Origin of the sequence: Microbacterium sp. SMR1, assembly GCF_003289625.1 — a bacterium.
GTDB lineage: Bacteria > Actinomycetota > Actinomycetes > Actinomycetales > Microbacteriaceae > Microbacterium > Microbacterium plantarum.
In genome coordinates this window covers 529056-543919 of record NZ_QMBN01000003.1, presented here as the reverse complement: position 1 = coordinate 543919, position 14864 = coordinate 529056, and the positions used below count along the sequence as shown (strand labels likewise).

The following is a 14864-nucleotide window of genomic DNA, read 5'->3' as shown; positions in this document are numbered from 1 at the left end:
CTGTGACAGACATCGATTGGGACGAGCTGCGCGCCGTCGCGACCGAAGCCATGACGCGCGCCTACGCGCCGTACTCGCGCTACCGGGTGGGCGCGGCAGCGCTCGTCAGCGACGGACGCATCGTCTCGGGATGCAACGTCGAGAACGCGTCGTACGGCGTCGGGCTGTGCGCCGAGTGCGCCCTCGTCGGCGACCTGCACATGTCGGGCGGCGGACAGCTCGTCGCCTTCGTGTGCGTCAACAACGACGGGCAGACGATCATGCCGTGCGGTCGGTGCCGCCAGCTGCTGAACGAGTTCGCCCTGCCCGGAATGCTGCTCGAGACCGTCTCGGGCATCCGCACGATCGACGAGGTGCTGCCCGATGCGTTCGGGCCCCGCGACCTCGAGGAGGCCGCCCGATGAGCGCCGAGTCCACCGCATCCGCTGTCGAGGCGTTCGACGCCGTAGACGTCATCCGCACCAAGCGTGACGGGGGTGCCGTCCCTGAGGACGCGCTCCGCTGGATGATCGACGCGTACACGCGCGAGTACGTCGCCGACTCGCAGATGGCGGCTTTCGCGATGGCCGTGCTGCTCAATGGGATGCAGCGCGACGAGATCCGCGTCATGACCGACGCGATGATCGCTTCGGGCGAGCGCATGAGCTTCGCCGGTCTCGGCAAGCGCACGGTCGACAAGCACTCCACCGGCGGTGTCGGCGACAAGATCACTCTGCCGCTCGCGCCGCTCGTCGCCGCGTTCGGCGTCGCCGTGCCGCAGCTGTCGGGCCGCGGCCTCGGCCACACCGGCGGCACGCTCGACAAGCTCGAGTCCATCCCCGGCTGGCGTGCCGCGCTGTCGAACGACGAGATGTCCGCGCAGCTTCGCGACGTCGGCGCCGTGATCTGCGCTGCGGGATCGGGCCTCGCGCCCGCCGACAAGCGGCTGTACGCGCTCCGCGACGTCACCGGCACGGTCGAGGCGATTCCGCTCATCGCCTCGAGCATCATGTCGAAGAAGATCGCCGAGGGCACCGAGTCGCTCGTGCTCGATGTGAAGTTCGGCTCCGGCGCCTTCATGAAGGACGTCGACAAGGCTCGCGAGCTCGCCCGCACGATGGTCGCGCTCGGCGCAGACTCGGGGGTCGCGACGACCGCGCTGCTCACCGACATGAACGCCCCGCTCGGTCTCGCGATCGGAAACGCGAACGAGGTCCGCGAATCGGTGGAGGTGCTCGCCGGCGGCGGCCCCGCCGACGTCGTCGAACTGACCGTCGCGCTCGCGCGCGAGATGCTCGCGCTCGCGGGTCAGCCCGACGCCGACGTGGAGGCCGCCCTCGCCGACGGCCGGGCCATGGACGTCTGGCGCCGCATGATCCAGGCGCAGGGCGGCGACCCGGATGCCGCACTCCCGACGCCCCGCGAGACGCACACGATCACCGCGCCGACGGCCGGCGTCGTCTCTCGCCTCGAGGCGCTGCCCTTCGGCATCGCCGCCTGGCGTCTCGGTGCCGGCCGTGCGCGTGCCCAGGACCCCGTCATCCACGCCGCGGGCATCGACCTGCACGTCAAGCCGGGCGACGAGGTGGCAGCCGGTCAGCCGCTGTTCACCCTGCTGGCCGATGATGGTGCGCGGTTCGACCGCGCTCTCGACGCGCTGCACGGCGCGTGGGAGATCGACGACGACGCCCCGCCCGCGGGGCCGCTCGTCCTCGAGCGCATCACAGCCTGAGCCCGCCGGCGCACCCCGTCCGTCCACCCGCCCGTTCCGTCCGGAGGAGCCCGTCATGCCGATCGAACAGCACGCCGACGTCAAACTGCAGGGCGTTTCCGTCCGGTCGCTGCCGAAGGTCTCGCTGCACGACCACCTCGACGGCGGTGTCCGCCCCGCGACCATCGTCGAGCTGGCGGACGAACTCGGGCTCGACGTGCCCGAGACCGACGCCGACGACCTCGCCGACTGGTTCGAGGAGCAGAGCGACTCGGGTTCGCTCGTCGACTACATCAAGACCTTCGAGGTCACGCTCGGGGTCATGCAGACCGGCGAGGGACTGCGCCGCATCGCACGCGAGTTCGTCACCGACCTCGCCGCCGACGGCGTGGTGTACGGCGAGGTGCGGTGGGCGCCCGAACAGCACCTGCGCGGCGGACTGTCGCTCCAGGAGGCCGTGGACGCCGTGCAGGAAGGCATCGAGGAGGGCGAGGATGCTGCCGAGGCGAAGGGTCACGACATCCGCGTCGGTCAGATCCTCTCCGCGATGCGTCAGGCCGATCGCTCGCTCGAGATCGCGCGTCTGGCGGTCGACAACCGCGGTCGCGGAGTCGCCGGCTTCGACATCGCGGGACCCGAGGACGGCTTCCTCCCCGCACAGCACCGCGAGGCGTTCGACTACCTCGCCTCGGAGTTCTTCCCGGTGACGGTGCACGCGGGCGAGGCTGCGGGACTCGACTCGATCCGATCGGCGCTCATCGACGGCCGGGCGCTGCGCCTCGGTCACGGCGTGCGCATCGCGTCGGACCTCAACGTCGTCTCGCGTGAGGGCGAAGAGGTGCTCGTCCAGTTCGGCGACCTCGCCCGGTGGGTGCGCGACCGCGAGATCCCGCTCGAGCTGTCGCCCTCGTCCAACCTGCAGACCGGAGCTATCGCCGGATGGGGCACGCAGTGGGAGGACCACCCCTTCGACCTGCTGTACCAGCTGGGCTTCTCGGTCACCGTGAACGTCGACAACCGCACGCAGAGCCGCACCTCGCTCACGCGCGAACTCGCGACTCTGGCGCAGACCTTCGACTACGACCTCGACGACCTCCAGGCCTTCCAGCTGAACGCCGCCGCCGGTGCTTTCCTCTCGGTCGAGGAGCGCGAGGAGCTGATCGAGGTCATCGCCGAGGGCTTCGGAGCCTGACCCCGTCCTAACTCCTCGAGTCTGTGCCGGTTGCGCGAGGTTTGCGCGTTCCACCGAGGCCCGGAGGCTTGATCTGAGGAGTTAGCGCGCCGGACGGTTCGCCACCACAGCTCGGAGCTGGTGCGCCAGCCGGTCGCGGTGGTGAAAGATGTCCTCGGCGAGGGGGCGAATGGTCGTGTACCCCTGGGCCGCGGCTGCAAGATCTCGTCGCTTGTCGCGCTTCTGGGCATCCCAGCCCGAGTGGTGGGTCTCACTGTCGCATTCGATGATCAGCCACCCCTCGACGAGGAAGTCGACGCGACCTACCCCGGGGATGACGACCTGGCTCTCGAAGCGGCACCCGATCGACCGGAGAATGAGGCGGAGGAGCGACTCGGGACCAGATTCTGCTGAGGGGTCGAGCAGTGGACGGAGGCGCCGGTAGCGGCGGGGCAATCTCTGAAAGATGTCCTCGATGTCCTCCGCGTCGATCATGTGCTGGTGCCAGGCGCTGTCGAGAGTGGCGACTGCTGCCCGCGGATCTTGGCAGCGGCAGGCCTGCGCAAGGGCCGACACGAGATCGGCGGCGACTGAAGTCGGCGGATCGTCGTCGATTCGCCAGTGCCGGATGACGCCGTCGGGGGCTGCCGGCAGCCTGCTGGACCCGACGCGGGCGTTCACATGCAGCGAGTGTCGATCCAAGACGAACACGCCGACAGCTTTCAGCAGTGACACGCAGTCGAGACGGCAGCCCAGCCGTGCCGCGGCCAGGAGATCGGGATGGGTCGAGGCGGGAAGATAGCGGCCGCGGCGAACGCGGACCAGCGTTCCCTCCGCGAGCGCGCGATCGACCTCTGAACGGCGAAGACCGAGGTCTGTCGCGCTCTTCCAATCCGTCGGCAGCACTCCGGCAGTATGCGAACTCCGTGCCTACCGCGGGGGCGTAGTGGGCTGCTGTGGAGAGACAGACCTCGGAATCAGCTTTGGGGAGTACCAGCGGCCCCGGCGTCAACTCCTCAGTTTTCCAACCTCCGCGGGACCTGCGGCAGTCTCAGGCGTCTCCGGCGTCCGCATCTGAGGAGTTACTCCGCCCGGGCTCGCCGGGCCACCGCGTCAGCGCGGGAGAGAGGCCGCGAGGTCCGACAGAGCCGCAGCAACCTCGGCGCGCATGTCGGGGGCGGAGATGGTGGGCGTCCCGTCGCCGGCCTGCGGGCCGTAGTCGCCGAAGGATGCGTGGCTGGCGCCGTCGATCTCGACGAAGGTCGTATCCGCGGGGAGGAGGCGGCGGTTGTCGTCGACCTTCTGCGGGGTCGTCAGGCCGTCCTCCGAGCCGGACAGGCTGAGCACCGGCAGCGCCGACGCCGACAGATCGGTCGCGCAGTACGACGCGAACAGGACGAGCCCGTCGGCATCCGCGGCCAGCTGACAGGCCCGTACGCCGCCGAGCGAATGCCCACCGACCAGCCAGGTGTCCACACCGGGGACGAGGTCGGTGAACGACGAGAGCGGGCGAGGGTCGAAGAAGGCGAGGTTCAGCCACGGCCGGGTGATCACCACGGTGACGTCGTCGTCGGCGACGACATCGGCCAGGATCGCGGCGTATGCCTCGGCCTGCACCTTCGCACCCGGCACGAAGACGAGTCCGACCTCTGCCGGTCCCGCAGCCGGTTCGAGCACGAGACTGCCGCCTGCCTCCGACATGACGATGCGCTCGTCGGCGCGGACGGCGTCGAGCGGCTCGGCCTCGGCGTCCATGACTCCGACCTGGCTCCAGACCAGCATGCCGATCACCGCGGCCACGACGATCCCGACGACCGACAGAACGACGATGAGGACGATCCGACGCCGTCGCGAGCGACGGTGCGGGCGAGCGGGCTCGTCACCCGTCGCCCGCACCGCTGCCGCGTCGCTCATCGAGCGTCGGAGCCGATCGCCGCCTGACGTTCGGAGACGGCGCGCTCGACCCGCGGGTACAGCGGGTGCGAGGGCTCGAGTCCGGTAACGGATGCCGTGAAGGATGCCGCGTCCTCGGCACGCAGGCGCTGCTGCAGCTCGACGGACTGCGGGTCCTCCGGGTCGTCGAACGCGAGGGTGGCACCGATCGCCGCGACCAGCGCATCGACCGACAGGCCGGCCTCGGCTGCTTCCGCGGCCGGGCCGACGAAGCGCTCGTGCCGGGAGAGCTTGCGCAGTGGCTGACGCCCCACACGTCCGACGGTGTCGGGCAGCTCGGGGTTGGCGAAGCGCCGCAGGATCGTGGCACGGTAGTCCGCGAGCTCGCCGGCGTCGAGACCGTGCTTGTGGACGAGGAGCGCCGAGGTCTCTTCGAGCGCGGCCGAGACGCTCGCGGCGATCTCCGGCACGGCGAGGGCTTCGGCCACGGTCGGGGTGCCGGCCTGCGCGCCGAAGTAGGCGGTCGTGGCATGACCGGTGTTGACCGTGAAGAGCTTGCGCTCGATGTACGGCTCGAGGTCCTCGACGAAGTGCGCGCCGGGGATGTTCGGCAGTTCGCCGCCGAACGGGCCGGACTCGATCGCCCACTCGTAGAACGGCTCGACCGTGACGTCGACGCCGGCACCGGCGGGCTGCGCGGGCACGATGCGGTCGACGGCGGTGTTGGCGAAGATCGCTCGGCCCGAGACGGCCTCCCACGCGTCGCCCGCCTGGGCGCGGATCTCGTCGCGCAGCAGGTCGGTCGCACCGATCGCGTTCTCGCACGCCATCACGGCCAGCGGTGCCGCGGCCGGGTCGCGCAGGGCGAGGCCGGCGAGGATGTGGGGCGCGATGAACTTCAGAACGGTCGGACCCACCGCGGTCGTGACGACGTCCGCGGTCGCGACGGCATCCGCGACGGCCTGCGGGTCCTCCGCGCTGTTGAGCGCACGGAAACCGGTGACGGTGCGGTCGACACCGCCCTCGCCGACCTCGTGGACGGTGTACTCGGAGGCGGCGTTGATGGCGTCGACCAGGGGAGCGGCGACGTCGGAGAAGACGAGCTCGTAGCCGCCTTCGTTCAAGAGGAGGCCGACGAAGCCGCGGCCGATGTTGCCGGCTCCGAAGTGGACCGCGGTGCTCACTGGTTCACCGAAGCGAGCAGGGCGTAGAGCTCATCGGGGGTCTGCGCGGCCTTCAGGCGAGCGACGTCCTCCTCCTCGGAGAAGAGCAGGGCGATCTGAGACAGGATGTCGAGGTGCTCGTCGCCCTTGCCGGCGATGCCGACGACGAACGAGACCGGCTCCCCGCCCCAGTCGACACCGCCGTCGTAGCGGACGAACGACAGCGCCGAGTCGAGGATCGCGTCCTTGGTCTCGTTGGTGCCGTGGGGGATGGCGAGCTCGTTGCCCATGTACGTCGACACGGTCTGCTCGCGCTGCTGCATGGCGTCGAAGTACGCGGAGGTCACGGCACCTGCGGACTCGAGCAGGTCAGCGGCCTCCTTCATCGCCTCTTCGCGGGTGGCGCTTCCGGAGTGGATGCGGATCTGACCGATGTTCAGGACCTCACGTGCCATGTCTGTCTCCTTCGAATGATGTTGCTGGGGGATGACCCGGGGCCGGGGCGGATGGACCGCCCCGGCCCCGGGTCTGGGTTTCGAGCCTACGCGTCGGCGTCGTGCTGCTTGCGGACCATCTCCACGACCTCGTCGTACTTCGGCGAGTTCATGAAGTTGTCCACCGACACGTGAACCGCGTCGGGGTTCTGCGCCTTGGCGCGGTCGGTCAGCTGCTGCTGCGTGATGACCAGGTCGGCGGTGCCGTCGAGGTTCGCGATCGCCTTGTTGACGACCGTGACGTCCTCGATGCCGGCCTTCTTGAACTTGTTGCGCAGGACGCTCGCGCCCATCGCGGACGAGCCCATGCCGGCGTCGCAGGCGAACACGACCGACTGGATCGGCTTCGTCGCCGTCGCGGTGGCAGCGCCGGTCTCGGCTGCTGCACCGGTGGCGGCGGCAGCACCCGATGCGCGCAGACCCGACAGGGCCTCCGAGCTCTTGCCCTTGTTGGCCTCGGTGCGTGCGATCGCGTCCTCGAAGGTGCCCTCACCGGCCTGCTCGCGAGCGAGGTCGCGCTTGCGGCTCGCCAGCAGGATCGCCGCCGAGACCGCGAACGTCACACCGGCCGAGATGATCACCGAGAGGATGACGCCGAGGTGGCTGCCCGGGGCGGTCTGGATGAGCACCGCGAAGATGGAACCCGGCGAGGCCGCGGCGACCAGGCCGGAGTTGAAGATGGCGTTCGTGGCAACACCACTGGCGCCGCCGGCGATGAGCGCGACGATCAGGAGGGGCTTCGCCAGCACGTACGGGAAGTACACCTCGTGGATGCCGCCGAAGAACTGGATGATGAACGCACCCGGTGCGGTACCGCGCGCGATGCCGACCCCGAAGACGGAGATCGCGAGCAGGAGGCCGGCACCCGGGCCGGGGTTCGCCTCGACGAGGAAGAGCAGGCTCTTCCCGGTCTCGAGCGACTCCTGGGTTCCGAGCGGGGTGAACACGCCGTGGTTGATGGCGTTGTTGAGGAACAGAACCTTCGCGGGCTCGACGATGATGCTCGCCAGCGGGATCAGGCCGCGGTCGACGAGGAAGCCGACGGCGCCACCGAGCACGTCGGTCACGAACTTCATCACCGGGGCGAGCCAGAAGAAGGCTGCGAGCGCGGCGAAGAATGCGACGAAGCCGGCGCTGAAGTTGTCGACGAGCATCTCGAATCCGGCGCGGACCTTGCCCGCCCACAGCTTCTCGATCCACTTGAGTGCCAGGGCGGTCAGGGGACCGGCGACCATGGCACCGAGGAACATGATGGTCCCCGAGGCGCCCACGATGACGCCCATCGCCGCGACGGCGCCGACGACACCGCCGCGGACACCGAAGACCATGCGGCCACCGGTGTAGGCGATCAGGGTGGGCAGCAGGTAGGTGATGATGGGACCGACCAGGCCGGTCCACTCGGTGCCGTCAGGGGTGACCCCGCCGCCGAGCATGCGGGAGTCGGCCCACTGCCAGGCCTCGATCGGTCCGTCCTGTCCGACCCATCCCGTGTCGATGAACAGAGCGGTGATCAGACCCCACGCGATGAAGGCCGCGATGTTGGGCATGACCATTCCCGAGAGGAAGGTTCCGAAGCGCTGGACGCGGACCCGGACCCCACCTCCCGCGGGTGGTGTTGACGTCGTTGTCATTTCTGGTTCTCCTTCTGGTGCAGTGTGTGGTGCGGGTGCTGGTGCTGATCAGATGCCGGCGGCGGTCTGGGCGGCGGCACGTGCCGAGGCCGCGTCGGTCGCGGTCAGGGCGGCCTCGGCGATGCGGCGGGCGTCGTCGAGGGTGTGGTTGAGCAGGGTGGCGCGAACGTCGGCGAGCGCGGTGGGCGCCATCGACAGGCTCGTGGCGCCGAGGCCCACGAGCACGACGGCCAGCAGCGGGTCGGCTGCGGCCTCGCCGCAGATGCCCACGGGCTTGCCGTTGGCCTGGCCCGCCTTGCCGGTCTCGTGGATGAGACGCAGCACAGCCGGGTGCCAGGGGTCCTGGAACGACGACACCGAACCGAGCAGGCGGTCGGCGGCGAGCGTGTACTGGGTGAGGTCGTTGGTGCCGATCGAGGCGAAGTCGGCGACCTTGAGGACGTGGTCAGCGAGCAGCGCCGACGACGGCACCTCGACCATGACACCCGCGGTCTTGATGCCGTACTCGCGGGCGATGCCGACGAAGTACTCGGTCTCCTCGACGGTCGAGACCATCGGCGCCATGACCCACAGGTCGGCCTCGGTCGCGGCATCCGCCTCGGCGAGAGCGGTGAGCTGTTCGCGCAGGATGTCCTCGCTGGCGCGCAGGGCGCGGAGACCGCGGAGGCCGAGCGCCGGGTTCTCCTCGTGCGCGTCGTTGAGGAACGCGAGCGGCTTGTCGGCGCCGGCATCCAGTGCGCGGACGACGACCTTCTGGCCCGGGAACGCCTGCAGCAGCTTCGTGTAGGCCTCGCGCTGCTGGGCGACGGTGGGCGCCTGCGATGAGCTGAGGAAGAGGAACTCGGTGCGGAAGAGGCCGACGCCCTCGGCGCCCAGCTCGACGGCCTGTGCCGCGCCCTCGGGCTTGCCGAGGTTCGCCAGCAGCGGGATGGCGGTGCCGTCGGCGAGCGCGCCGGGGGTGATCGGGGCGGATGCCGCCGACTTGCGCTCGTCGGCACGGTTCTGCGCCTGTGCGAGCTCGTCCTCGCTCGGGTCGGTCGTGACGACGCCCTTCGCGGCGTCGACGATGACCGTCTCGCCCTCGGAGAGGCTGGCGGCGTCCGTGACGCCGACGACGGCGACGATCGACTTCTCGCGGGCGAGGATCGCGGTGTGCGAGGTGGGCCCGCCCTCGGAGGTCACCAGCGCCAGGACCATGTCGAGGTCGAGCAGCGCGGTGTCGGCGGGGGCGAGGTCCTTGGCGACCAGCACGAAGGGGTGGCCCGGCTCGGGGACACCCGGTGCGGGGACGCCGCGGAGGTGAGCGATGACGCGCTGCGCGACGTCGTCGAGGTCGGCGGCGCGCTCGCCGAGATAGCCGCCCATCGCGGACAGCTGGTCGCGGAACGAGGCGAAGGCGTCGTATACGGCGAACTCGCCGGTCTTGCCGGCCTGCAGGCGGGTCGAGACCTCGGCCTCGAGGCTCGGGTCCTCGGCCATCATGGCCTGCGCTTCGAGCACGTCGCGGGCGGCGCCGCCCGCCTGTGCGCCACGCTGTTCGAGCTCGCGCGCGACAGCGGCGACGGCATCCTTCACGCGCGCCGTCTCCTCGTCGAGCGACAGCTCCGACTTCTCGTCCTTCGGCGCGGGAAGCGGCTCCGCCATCCGTGCGATCGGTCCCTGCGCGACTCCCAGGCCGATGCCCACTCCGCGAAGCTCACTCATTGCTCGATCTCCTTCGTATCGTCCGTGTTCGTATCGATGGTCGTTCGTGGTCACTCGTCGTGATCGGTGGCGAGCAGGTCGGCGAGTTCGTCCAGGACGCTCTCGGCGCTGTCGCCGTCGGCCGTGAGGGTGACGTAATCGCCGTACTCGACGCCGAGCGCGATGACTCCGAGGATGCTCGCGGCGTTCACGGGAGAGCCCGAGCCCTTCGCGATCGTGACGTTGGCACCCGACTGCTTGACCGCCTGGGCGAACAGCTTCGCGGGACGGGCGTGAAGCCCGTTGGACGATCCGATGCGGACGGTACGCGATGCCTCGCTCATGAGGGGGTCCTCTCCGTTGAAGGGATGTCGGTGCTGGAACGTGTCGTGGTGGTGGCCGGAGCGGTGATCAGCGCGAGCGTCCGGCTCCCGTCGAGATCTCGGAAGATGTCGGCGGGCATCAGGATGACGCGCGTTCCGCGGGCAGCCGCGGCCTCGGTGATCCGGTCCAGCTTCGGGATGAGCTGGGGGCCGACGAGGACGATGTCCGCCGCGTCGAGATCGATCGGCAGTGACTGCTCGGTTCCGGCGGTGGCGGTGATGTCCAGGCCGCGCGTCTGCGCCGCGTGGCGCACTCGCTGTGCGACGAAAGTACTCGACGCGCCCGCGCCGCATACGACCAGGATCCTCATCGACCCGCCTCCTCCTCTCCCCATTGTTGTGAGACCCCTGAGAGGCGACAAGGTCTTCCTGCTTCCGCAGGGGCGGAAGGTCGGCCGGGCCATGATGGAATGGGAGCGTGACCAGGAGCCGGCAGGACCGCGTCCTCGCGATTCTCGCGCGCGACGGCGACTGGGTGACCGCAGCCGCGCTCGCGGATGCGATCGGGGTCACGCCGCGCTCGATCCGCAGCTACGTCACGGCCCTGAACGCCCGGGTGCCGGATGGCGTCGTGGTCGAGTCCGGACCGCAGGGCTACCGCGCGGGGCCGGAGAGCGCCGCGGCGGTGCACGTGGGCGACGCCGGCACCCCGCGCGATCGGCTGCACCGTCTGGTGCGCGCGCTGCTCGATTCCCCGGACGGAATCGACGTCTTCGAGACGGCCGAGGCCTTCTTCGTCAGCCCCGCCACGATCGATGCCGATCTCAGCCGGGTGCGCGGGCTGCTCGGCGGCACCGAGCTCAGCCTGGAACGCACGTCGTCGCGGGCACGGCTGCGCGGCACCGAGATGGCCCAGCGACGGCTGCTCAGCAGGCTCGCCCACGAGGAGACCGATGACGGCTCCTTCGACCTCGACAGCCTCCGTCGCACTCTCGGCGAACGGTCCGTCGGGGCGGTCGCCTTCGGCCCCTTCAAGGACGACCTGGTCACCGAGCTGACCGAGCTCGGCTACTTCGTCAACGAGTTCGGAATCGGGGATGTCGTCATGCACATCGCCATCGCCGCCGACCGGATCACGCGGGGTCGGGCTCTCGAAGTGGCGGAGGCCGACGACGCCGCGTTCCGCGCGGAGGTCGGCGACATCCTCGACCGCCTCACGCGCCGGCACCTCGGCGTCGTGCTCGGGTCGGGCGATCGTCAGCATCTCGCCGCCCTCGTGCTCACGCGCGTCGTGGCGCCCGGTGCGACCGAGCCGGCGGCGCTCATCCGCGAGCGCATCGACCCGGACGTCGCGACCGCCGTCCGGGACGTCGTGCGGCGGGCGGCCGCGGAGTTCCTCGTCGACATCGACCAGGAGGACTTCGTGCTGCGCCTGTCGCTGCACGTGCAGAACCTCAAGCACCGGGCACGCGAGCAGGCGTGGTCGCGCAACCCGCTCACACGATCGCTGAAGACGACGTATCCGATGATCTTCGAGGTCGCCGTGTACATCGCCGACGCACTGCGGGGTCTCCTCGGCATCCCGCTCCTCGACGACGAGATCGCCTACATCGCGATGCACGTCGGCGGGCGCCTCGAACGCAGCCGGCTCTCGGCGCAGGCGCTGACAGCGACGATCGTGTGCCCCGGGTACTACGAGCTGCATGAGCTGTTGCGCTCGAGCGTCGACCGTTCGCTGGGACAGGCACTCGACGTGGTGGGCGTCGAGACGCGCGTCGACCCGGACTGGGCCTCCATCGACACCGACCTCATCCTGTCGACCATCGCGCCTCCGGTCATGAGCGACCGGATCGTCCACATCCAGCCCTTCCTCACCGACGCCGACATCGATCGGGTGCAGACCGCCGCCGCGCGGCTCCGCCGGGCCCGGCGCCTGACGCGCTTGCGCGCCGAGCTGGAGCGCTACTTCGACCCGTCCGCGTTCATCCGCGGGCTCGACGGCGACGGGGGAGAAGAGGCCGCGATCCGCCGGCTGGGCTCACTGCTGGTCGATCAAGGCGTCATCGACGACGACTACATCGAGCGCACGATCGAGCGCGAGCGGCTCTCGTCCACAGCCTTCACCGACGCGCTCGCCGTCCCGCACGCCATCGGGATGACCGCGACGCGTACGGCCATCTCGCTCGGGATCGCCGACCCTTCGATCGCATGGGGTGACGGCCGCGTGCAGGTCGTCGCGATGGTCGCCTTCTCGGAGTCGGACCGCGCCGCGTTCCAGACGGTCTTCGAGCAGCTGGTCGAGGTGTTCAGCGAGCGCGAGAGCGTGCAGCGCATCGTGCGACGGGGGACCACCTTCAGCGCCTTCCTCGACGAGCTCGTCGCGGTCGTCGACGGCTGATCGCTCGCGCTCAGCGGGCGAGTCGCGCTTCGAGCCCCAGCTTCACCGCAGGCCACTCGTGCGGGAGCAGGGAGTACACGACCGTGTCGCGGAGCGTCCCCTGCGGGCCTAGCCGGTGGTTGCGGAGCACACCGTCCTGCTTCGCGCCGAGACGCTCGATCGCCGCGCGCGACTGGCGGTTGTGCCACGACGTGCGGAACTCCACTGCGATGGCGTCGCAGCTCTCGAACGCGTGGCCGAGCAGCAGACGCTTCGCGGCCGTGTTGACGGCTGTTCGCTGCACGGACGGCGAGAGCCAGGTGTGGCCGATCTCGACACGGCGGTTGAGCTGGTCGATGTTGCAGAACGTCGTCATCCCCACCGCGACATCGTCGCGCAGCACGGCGAACGGGTTCATGTGGCCCTCGTCGCGCCAGGCGAGACGCTGCGCGATGTCGGCCGGAACGGATGCGGGAACCGAGGTGTACCAGGCGTACTCGAGGCCGGCCGTGGCTCGCGCGAGGTCGTCGGCGTGGTCGAGGTCGAGCGGGACGAGTCTCACGTGGTCGTCAGCGAGCTCCACAGGTTCCGTCAGCAGCACTCCCGAAGCCTAGCGGCGCGGATACGCGATACAGACGTCGGACGGGTGGTGCTGGTGGGGTGTCCGGGGTCGCTCGAGGCGACATCAGCCCCGCGCGTCCGACGAATGTATCGCCAGAAGCGCGGGACCGCGCAGGCCGGAGGGCGGCGATCAGCCGATGGCCGCGAGCAGCTCGCGCACGCCGGCCTCGAGCGCGGCGAGCCGGGATGCCGCGTCGGCGGCCGAGTCTCCGCGAACATCGAGGTACAGCTTGAGCTTCGGCTCTGTGCCGCTCGGGCGCACGAGGATACGGGCGTCGCCCTCGAGCCAGAGGCGCAGGATGTCGCCGAGCGGCGGACCCGACACCGGAGCGGCGAGATCCTCGAACGACACGACTGCCGCGTCGCCGATGCGCGTCGGCGGTGCCGCGCGGAGCGCTGCGGTGATGCGTCCGATGACCGCGAGATCGTCGACCCGGACCGACACCTGCCCGCTCGCGAAGCTGCCGAACTCGGCGTCGAACTCGGCGAGGAGATCGCCCAGCGTCCGACCCTGTTCCCGCGCCTCGGCGGCGAGGCCGAGGATCGCGATGGCGGCCGAGATGCCGTCCTTGTCCTTCACGGTCTCGGGGTTCACAAGATAGCCGAGTGCCTCTTCGAACCCGAAGACGAGTCCGGGGGCGCGCGAGATCCACTTGAAGCCGGTGAGGGTGGCGTGGAAGCCGAGGCCGTGGCGCTCGGCGACGACCTGGAGCGCCGGCGAGGATACGAGCGAGCAGGCCAGCGACGCGCCCTCGGCGACGCCGCCCTCCGCGGCTCGACGTGCCGCGCGCCAGCCGAGCAGCAGCCCGATCTGGTTGCCGGTCAGTCGCCGCCAGCCGCCCGCGGCGACAGCATCCGGAATGGCGACGGCGAGGCGATCGGCGTCGGGGTCGTTCGCGAGGATGAACTCCGCGTCGTTCGCGCGGGCGGTCTCGAGTGCCAGATCCATCGCGCCCGGTTCCTCGGGATTCGGGAACGCGACGGTCGGGAATCGGCCGTCCGGCTCGGCCTGCTCGGCGACCGGGACGGGGTGCGGGTAGCCCGCAGCGTCGAGGATGCGCAGCATGGTCTCGGTTCCGACACCGTGCATGGCGGTGTAGACCCAGCGCATCCCGTTCGCGCCCGCGGGCGCCGGGGCGACGGTCGCCGTCGCGGCGACGTACGCCTCGACGACGGTGTCGTCGGCGGTCTCGTACTGCTCGGAGCGGGGGAGGACCGAGATGTCGCCGGCGTCCGCCACCCGCTGGATGTGCGCGGCGATCTCGCCGTCGGCGGGCGGGACGATCTGCGAGCCGTCGTCGGCCCCGCCGAGGTACACCTTGTAGCCGTTGTCGTCGGGCGGGTTGTGGCTCGCCGTGACCATCACACCGGCGTCGGCGCCCAGGTGCCGCACCGCGAACGCGAGAACCGGCGTCGGGAGCAGCCGCGGCAGCAGGATGGCGCGCAGCCCCGCCCCCGCGAAGATCTCGGCCGAGTCTCGCGCGAACCGCGCTGAGCCCCGGCGGCCGTCGTAGCCGATGACGACGACGGGGGGAGCATCCGGTCCGGCCTTCTCGAGCAGATACGCCGCGAGCCCCGCGGCTGCCTGCGTGACGAGCACGCGGTTCATGCGGTTGCTGCCGGCGCCGAGGCGGCCGCGGAGTCCCGCGGTGCCGAAGGCCAGGCGCGTGCTGAAGCGGTCGACGAGGTCGGCCGCGGCCGCTTCGTCGCCTGACTCGGCTGCGGCGATGACGGCGGCCAGCTCATCGCGGGTCTCGGAGTCGGGGTCCTGGGCCATCCAGGCGCGCGCAGCTTCCCAGGGAACCGCCGGCGTCGTCG

At 70.4% G+C, this 14864-nt stretch carries 14 protein-coding genes; 4 read left to right on the top strand and 10 right to left on the bottom strand.

All coding sequences use genetic code 11. The features are described 5' to 3' along the window. The first annotated feature begins 2 nt into the window (after window positions 1–2). From DO944_RS12250 to DO944_RS12240, 3 genes are read left to right on the top strand one after another with little or no spacing between them, the layout of a single operon-like run. On the top strand, window positions 3–404 hold the full coding sequence (locus DO944_RS12250; protein WP_023955526.1) for a cytidine deaminase: 402 nt from the start codon (window positions 3–5) through the stop codon (window positions 402–404). Next, window positions 401–1711 (top strand): thymidine phosphorylase, encoded by a 1311-nt coding sequence (locus DO944_RS12245; protein WP_112617409.1) that lies wholly within the window; start codon window positions 401–403, stop codon window positions 1709–1711. The genes DO944_RS12250 and DO944_RS12245 overlap by 4 nt, the downstream gene beginning before the upstream one ends. Before the next feature lie 55 nt (window positions 1712–1766). Then, on the top strand, window positions 1767–2882 hold the full coding sequence (locus DO944_RS12240) for an adenosine deaminase (RefSeq protein ID WP_112617408.1): 1116 nt from the start codon (window positions 1767–1769) through the stop codon (window positions 2880–2882). Between the two features lie 81 nt (window positions 2883–2963). Here DO944_RS12240 and DO944_RS12235 read toward each other — a convergent pair whose 3' ends face one another. The 8 genes from DO944_RS12235 to DO944_RS12200 form a co-directional block, all read right to left on the bottom strand. Then, a complete protein-coding gene (locus DO944_RS12235; protein ID WP_112617407.1) occupies window positions 2964–3767 on the bottom strand; it encodes an endonuclease domain-containing protein in 804 nt (267 codons plus the stop codon). A gap of 207 nt (window positions 3768–3974) precedes the next feature. Next, a complete protein-coding gene (locus DO944_RS12230; RefSeq protein ID WP_112617406.1) occupies window positions 3975–4775 on the bottom strand; it encodes an alpha/beta hydrolase in 801 nt (266 codons plus the stop codon). After that, a complete protein-coding gene (locus DO944_RS12225) occupies window positions 4772–5938 on the bottom strand; it encodes a mannitol-1-phosphate 5-dehydrogenase (protein ID WP_112617405.1) in 1167 nt (388 codons plus the stop codon). The genes DO944_RS12230 and DO944_RS12225 overlap by 4 nt, the downstream gene beginning before the upstream one ends. Then, window positions 5935–6372: a PTS sugar transporter subunit IIA gene (locus DO944_RS12220; RefSeq protein WP_112617404.1), complete on the bottom strand. Its 438-nt coding sequence runs from the start codon at window positions 6370–6372 to the stop codon at window positions 5935–5937. Before DO944_RS12220 ends, DO944_RS12225 begins: the two co-directional genes overlap by 4 nt. A gap of 86 nt (window positions 6373–6458) precedes the next feature. Then, the gene (locus tag DO944_RS12215; protein ID WP_112617403.1) at window positions 6459–8042 is read right to left on the bottom strand and encodes a PTS mannitol transporter subunit IICB; all 1584 of its coding nucleotides are present in this window, start codon (window positions 8040–8042) and stop codon (window positions 6459–6461) included. 48 nt (window positions 8043–8090) lie between these two features. Continuing rightward, entirely contained in the window at window positions 8091–9746 is a 1656-nt protein-coding gene (ptsP, locus tag DO944_RS12210; protein WP_112617402.1) for a phosphoenolpyruvate--protein phosphotransferase, read from the bottom strand. A gap of 50 nt (window positions 9747–9796) precedes the next feature. Further along, on the bottom strand, window positions 9797–10069 hold the full coding sequence (locus DO944_RS12205) for an HPr family phosphocarrier protein (RefSeq protein ID WP_023955516.1): 273 nt from the start codon (window positions 10067–10069) through the stop codon (window positions 9797–9799). Continuing rightward, entirely contained in the window at window positions 10066–10419 is a 354-nt protein-coding gene (locus DO944_RS12200; RefSeq protein ID WP_112617401.1) for a PTS sugar transporter subunit IIB, read from the bottom strand. The genes DO944_RS12205 and DO944_RS12200 overlap by 4 nt, the downstream gene beginning before the upstream one ends. Window positions 10420–10526: 107 nt before the next feature. Here DO944_RS12200 and DO944_RS12195 point away from each other — a divergent pair, with 107 nt between their 5' ends. Next, window positions 10527–12446, top strand: a complete 1920-nt coding sequence (locus DO944_RS12195) for a transcription antiterminator (protein ID WP_112617400.1) — start codon at window positions 10527–10529, stop codon at window positions 12444–12446. Between the two features lie 10 nt (window positions 12447–12456). Here the strand turns inward: DO944_RS12195 and DO944_RS12190 are convergent, their stop codons facing one another. Both DO944_RS12190 and DO944_RS12185 read right to left on the bottom strand, forming a co-directional pair. Beyond that, window positions 12457–13026, bottom strand: coding sequence for a GNAT family N-acetyltransferase (locus tag DO944_RS12190; protein ID WP_112617399.1), 570 nt, complete (start codon window positions 13024–13026; stop codon window positions 12457–12459). A gap of 150 nt (window positions 13027–13176) precedes the next feature. After that, a complete protein-coding gene (locus DO944_RS12185) occupies window positions 13177–14823 on the bottom strand; it encodes a phospho-sugar mutase (protein ID WP_112617594.1) in 1647 nt (548 codons plus the stop codon). Window positions 14824–14864: the final 41 nt, after the last annotated feature.

What these genes read in the sequence shown, in the direction of transcription:
- DO944_RS12200 (WP_112617401.1), bottom strand. Translation starts at nt 10,419, where the DNA reads ATGAGGATCCTGGTCGTATGCGGCGCGGGCGCGTCGAGTACTTTCGTC.
- DO944_RS12185 (WP_112617594.1), bottom strand. Translation starts at nt 14,823, where the DNA reads ATGGCCCAGGACCCCGACTCCGAGACCCGCGATGAGCTGGCCGCCGTC.
- DO944_RS12215 (WP_112617403.1), bottom strand. Translation starts at nt 8,042, where the DNA reads ATGACAACGACGTCAACACCACCCGCGGGAGGTGGGGTCCGGGTCCGC.
- DO944_RS12245 (WP_112617409.1), top strand. Translation starts at nt 401, where the DNA reads ATGAGCGCCGAGTCCACCGCATCCGCTGTCGAGGCGTTCGACGCCGTA.
- DO944_RS12205 (WP_023955516.1), bottom strand. Translation starts at nt 10,069, where the DNA reads ATGAGCGAGGCATCGCGTACCGTCCGCATCGGATCGTCCAACGGGCTT.
- DO944_RS12220 (WP_112617404.1), bottom strand. Translation starts at nt 6,372, where the DNA reads ATGGCACGTGAGGTCCTGAACATCGGTCAGATCCGCATCCACTCCGGA.
- ptsP (WP_112617402.1), bottom strand. Translation starts at nt 9,746, where the DNA reads ATGAGTGAGCTTCGCGGAGTGGGCATCGGCCTGGGAGTCGCGCAGGGA.
- DO944_RS12230 (WP_112617406.1), bottom strand. Translation starts at nt 4,775, where the DNA reads ATGAGCGACGCGGCAGCGGTGCGGGCGACGGGTGACGAGCCCGCTCGC.
- DO944_RS12240 (WP_112617408.1), top strand. Translation starts at nt 1,767, where the DNA reads ATGCCGATCGAACAGCACGCCGACGTCAAACTGCAGGGCGTTTCCGTC.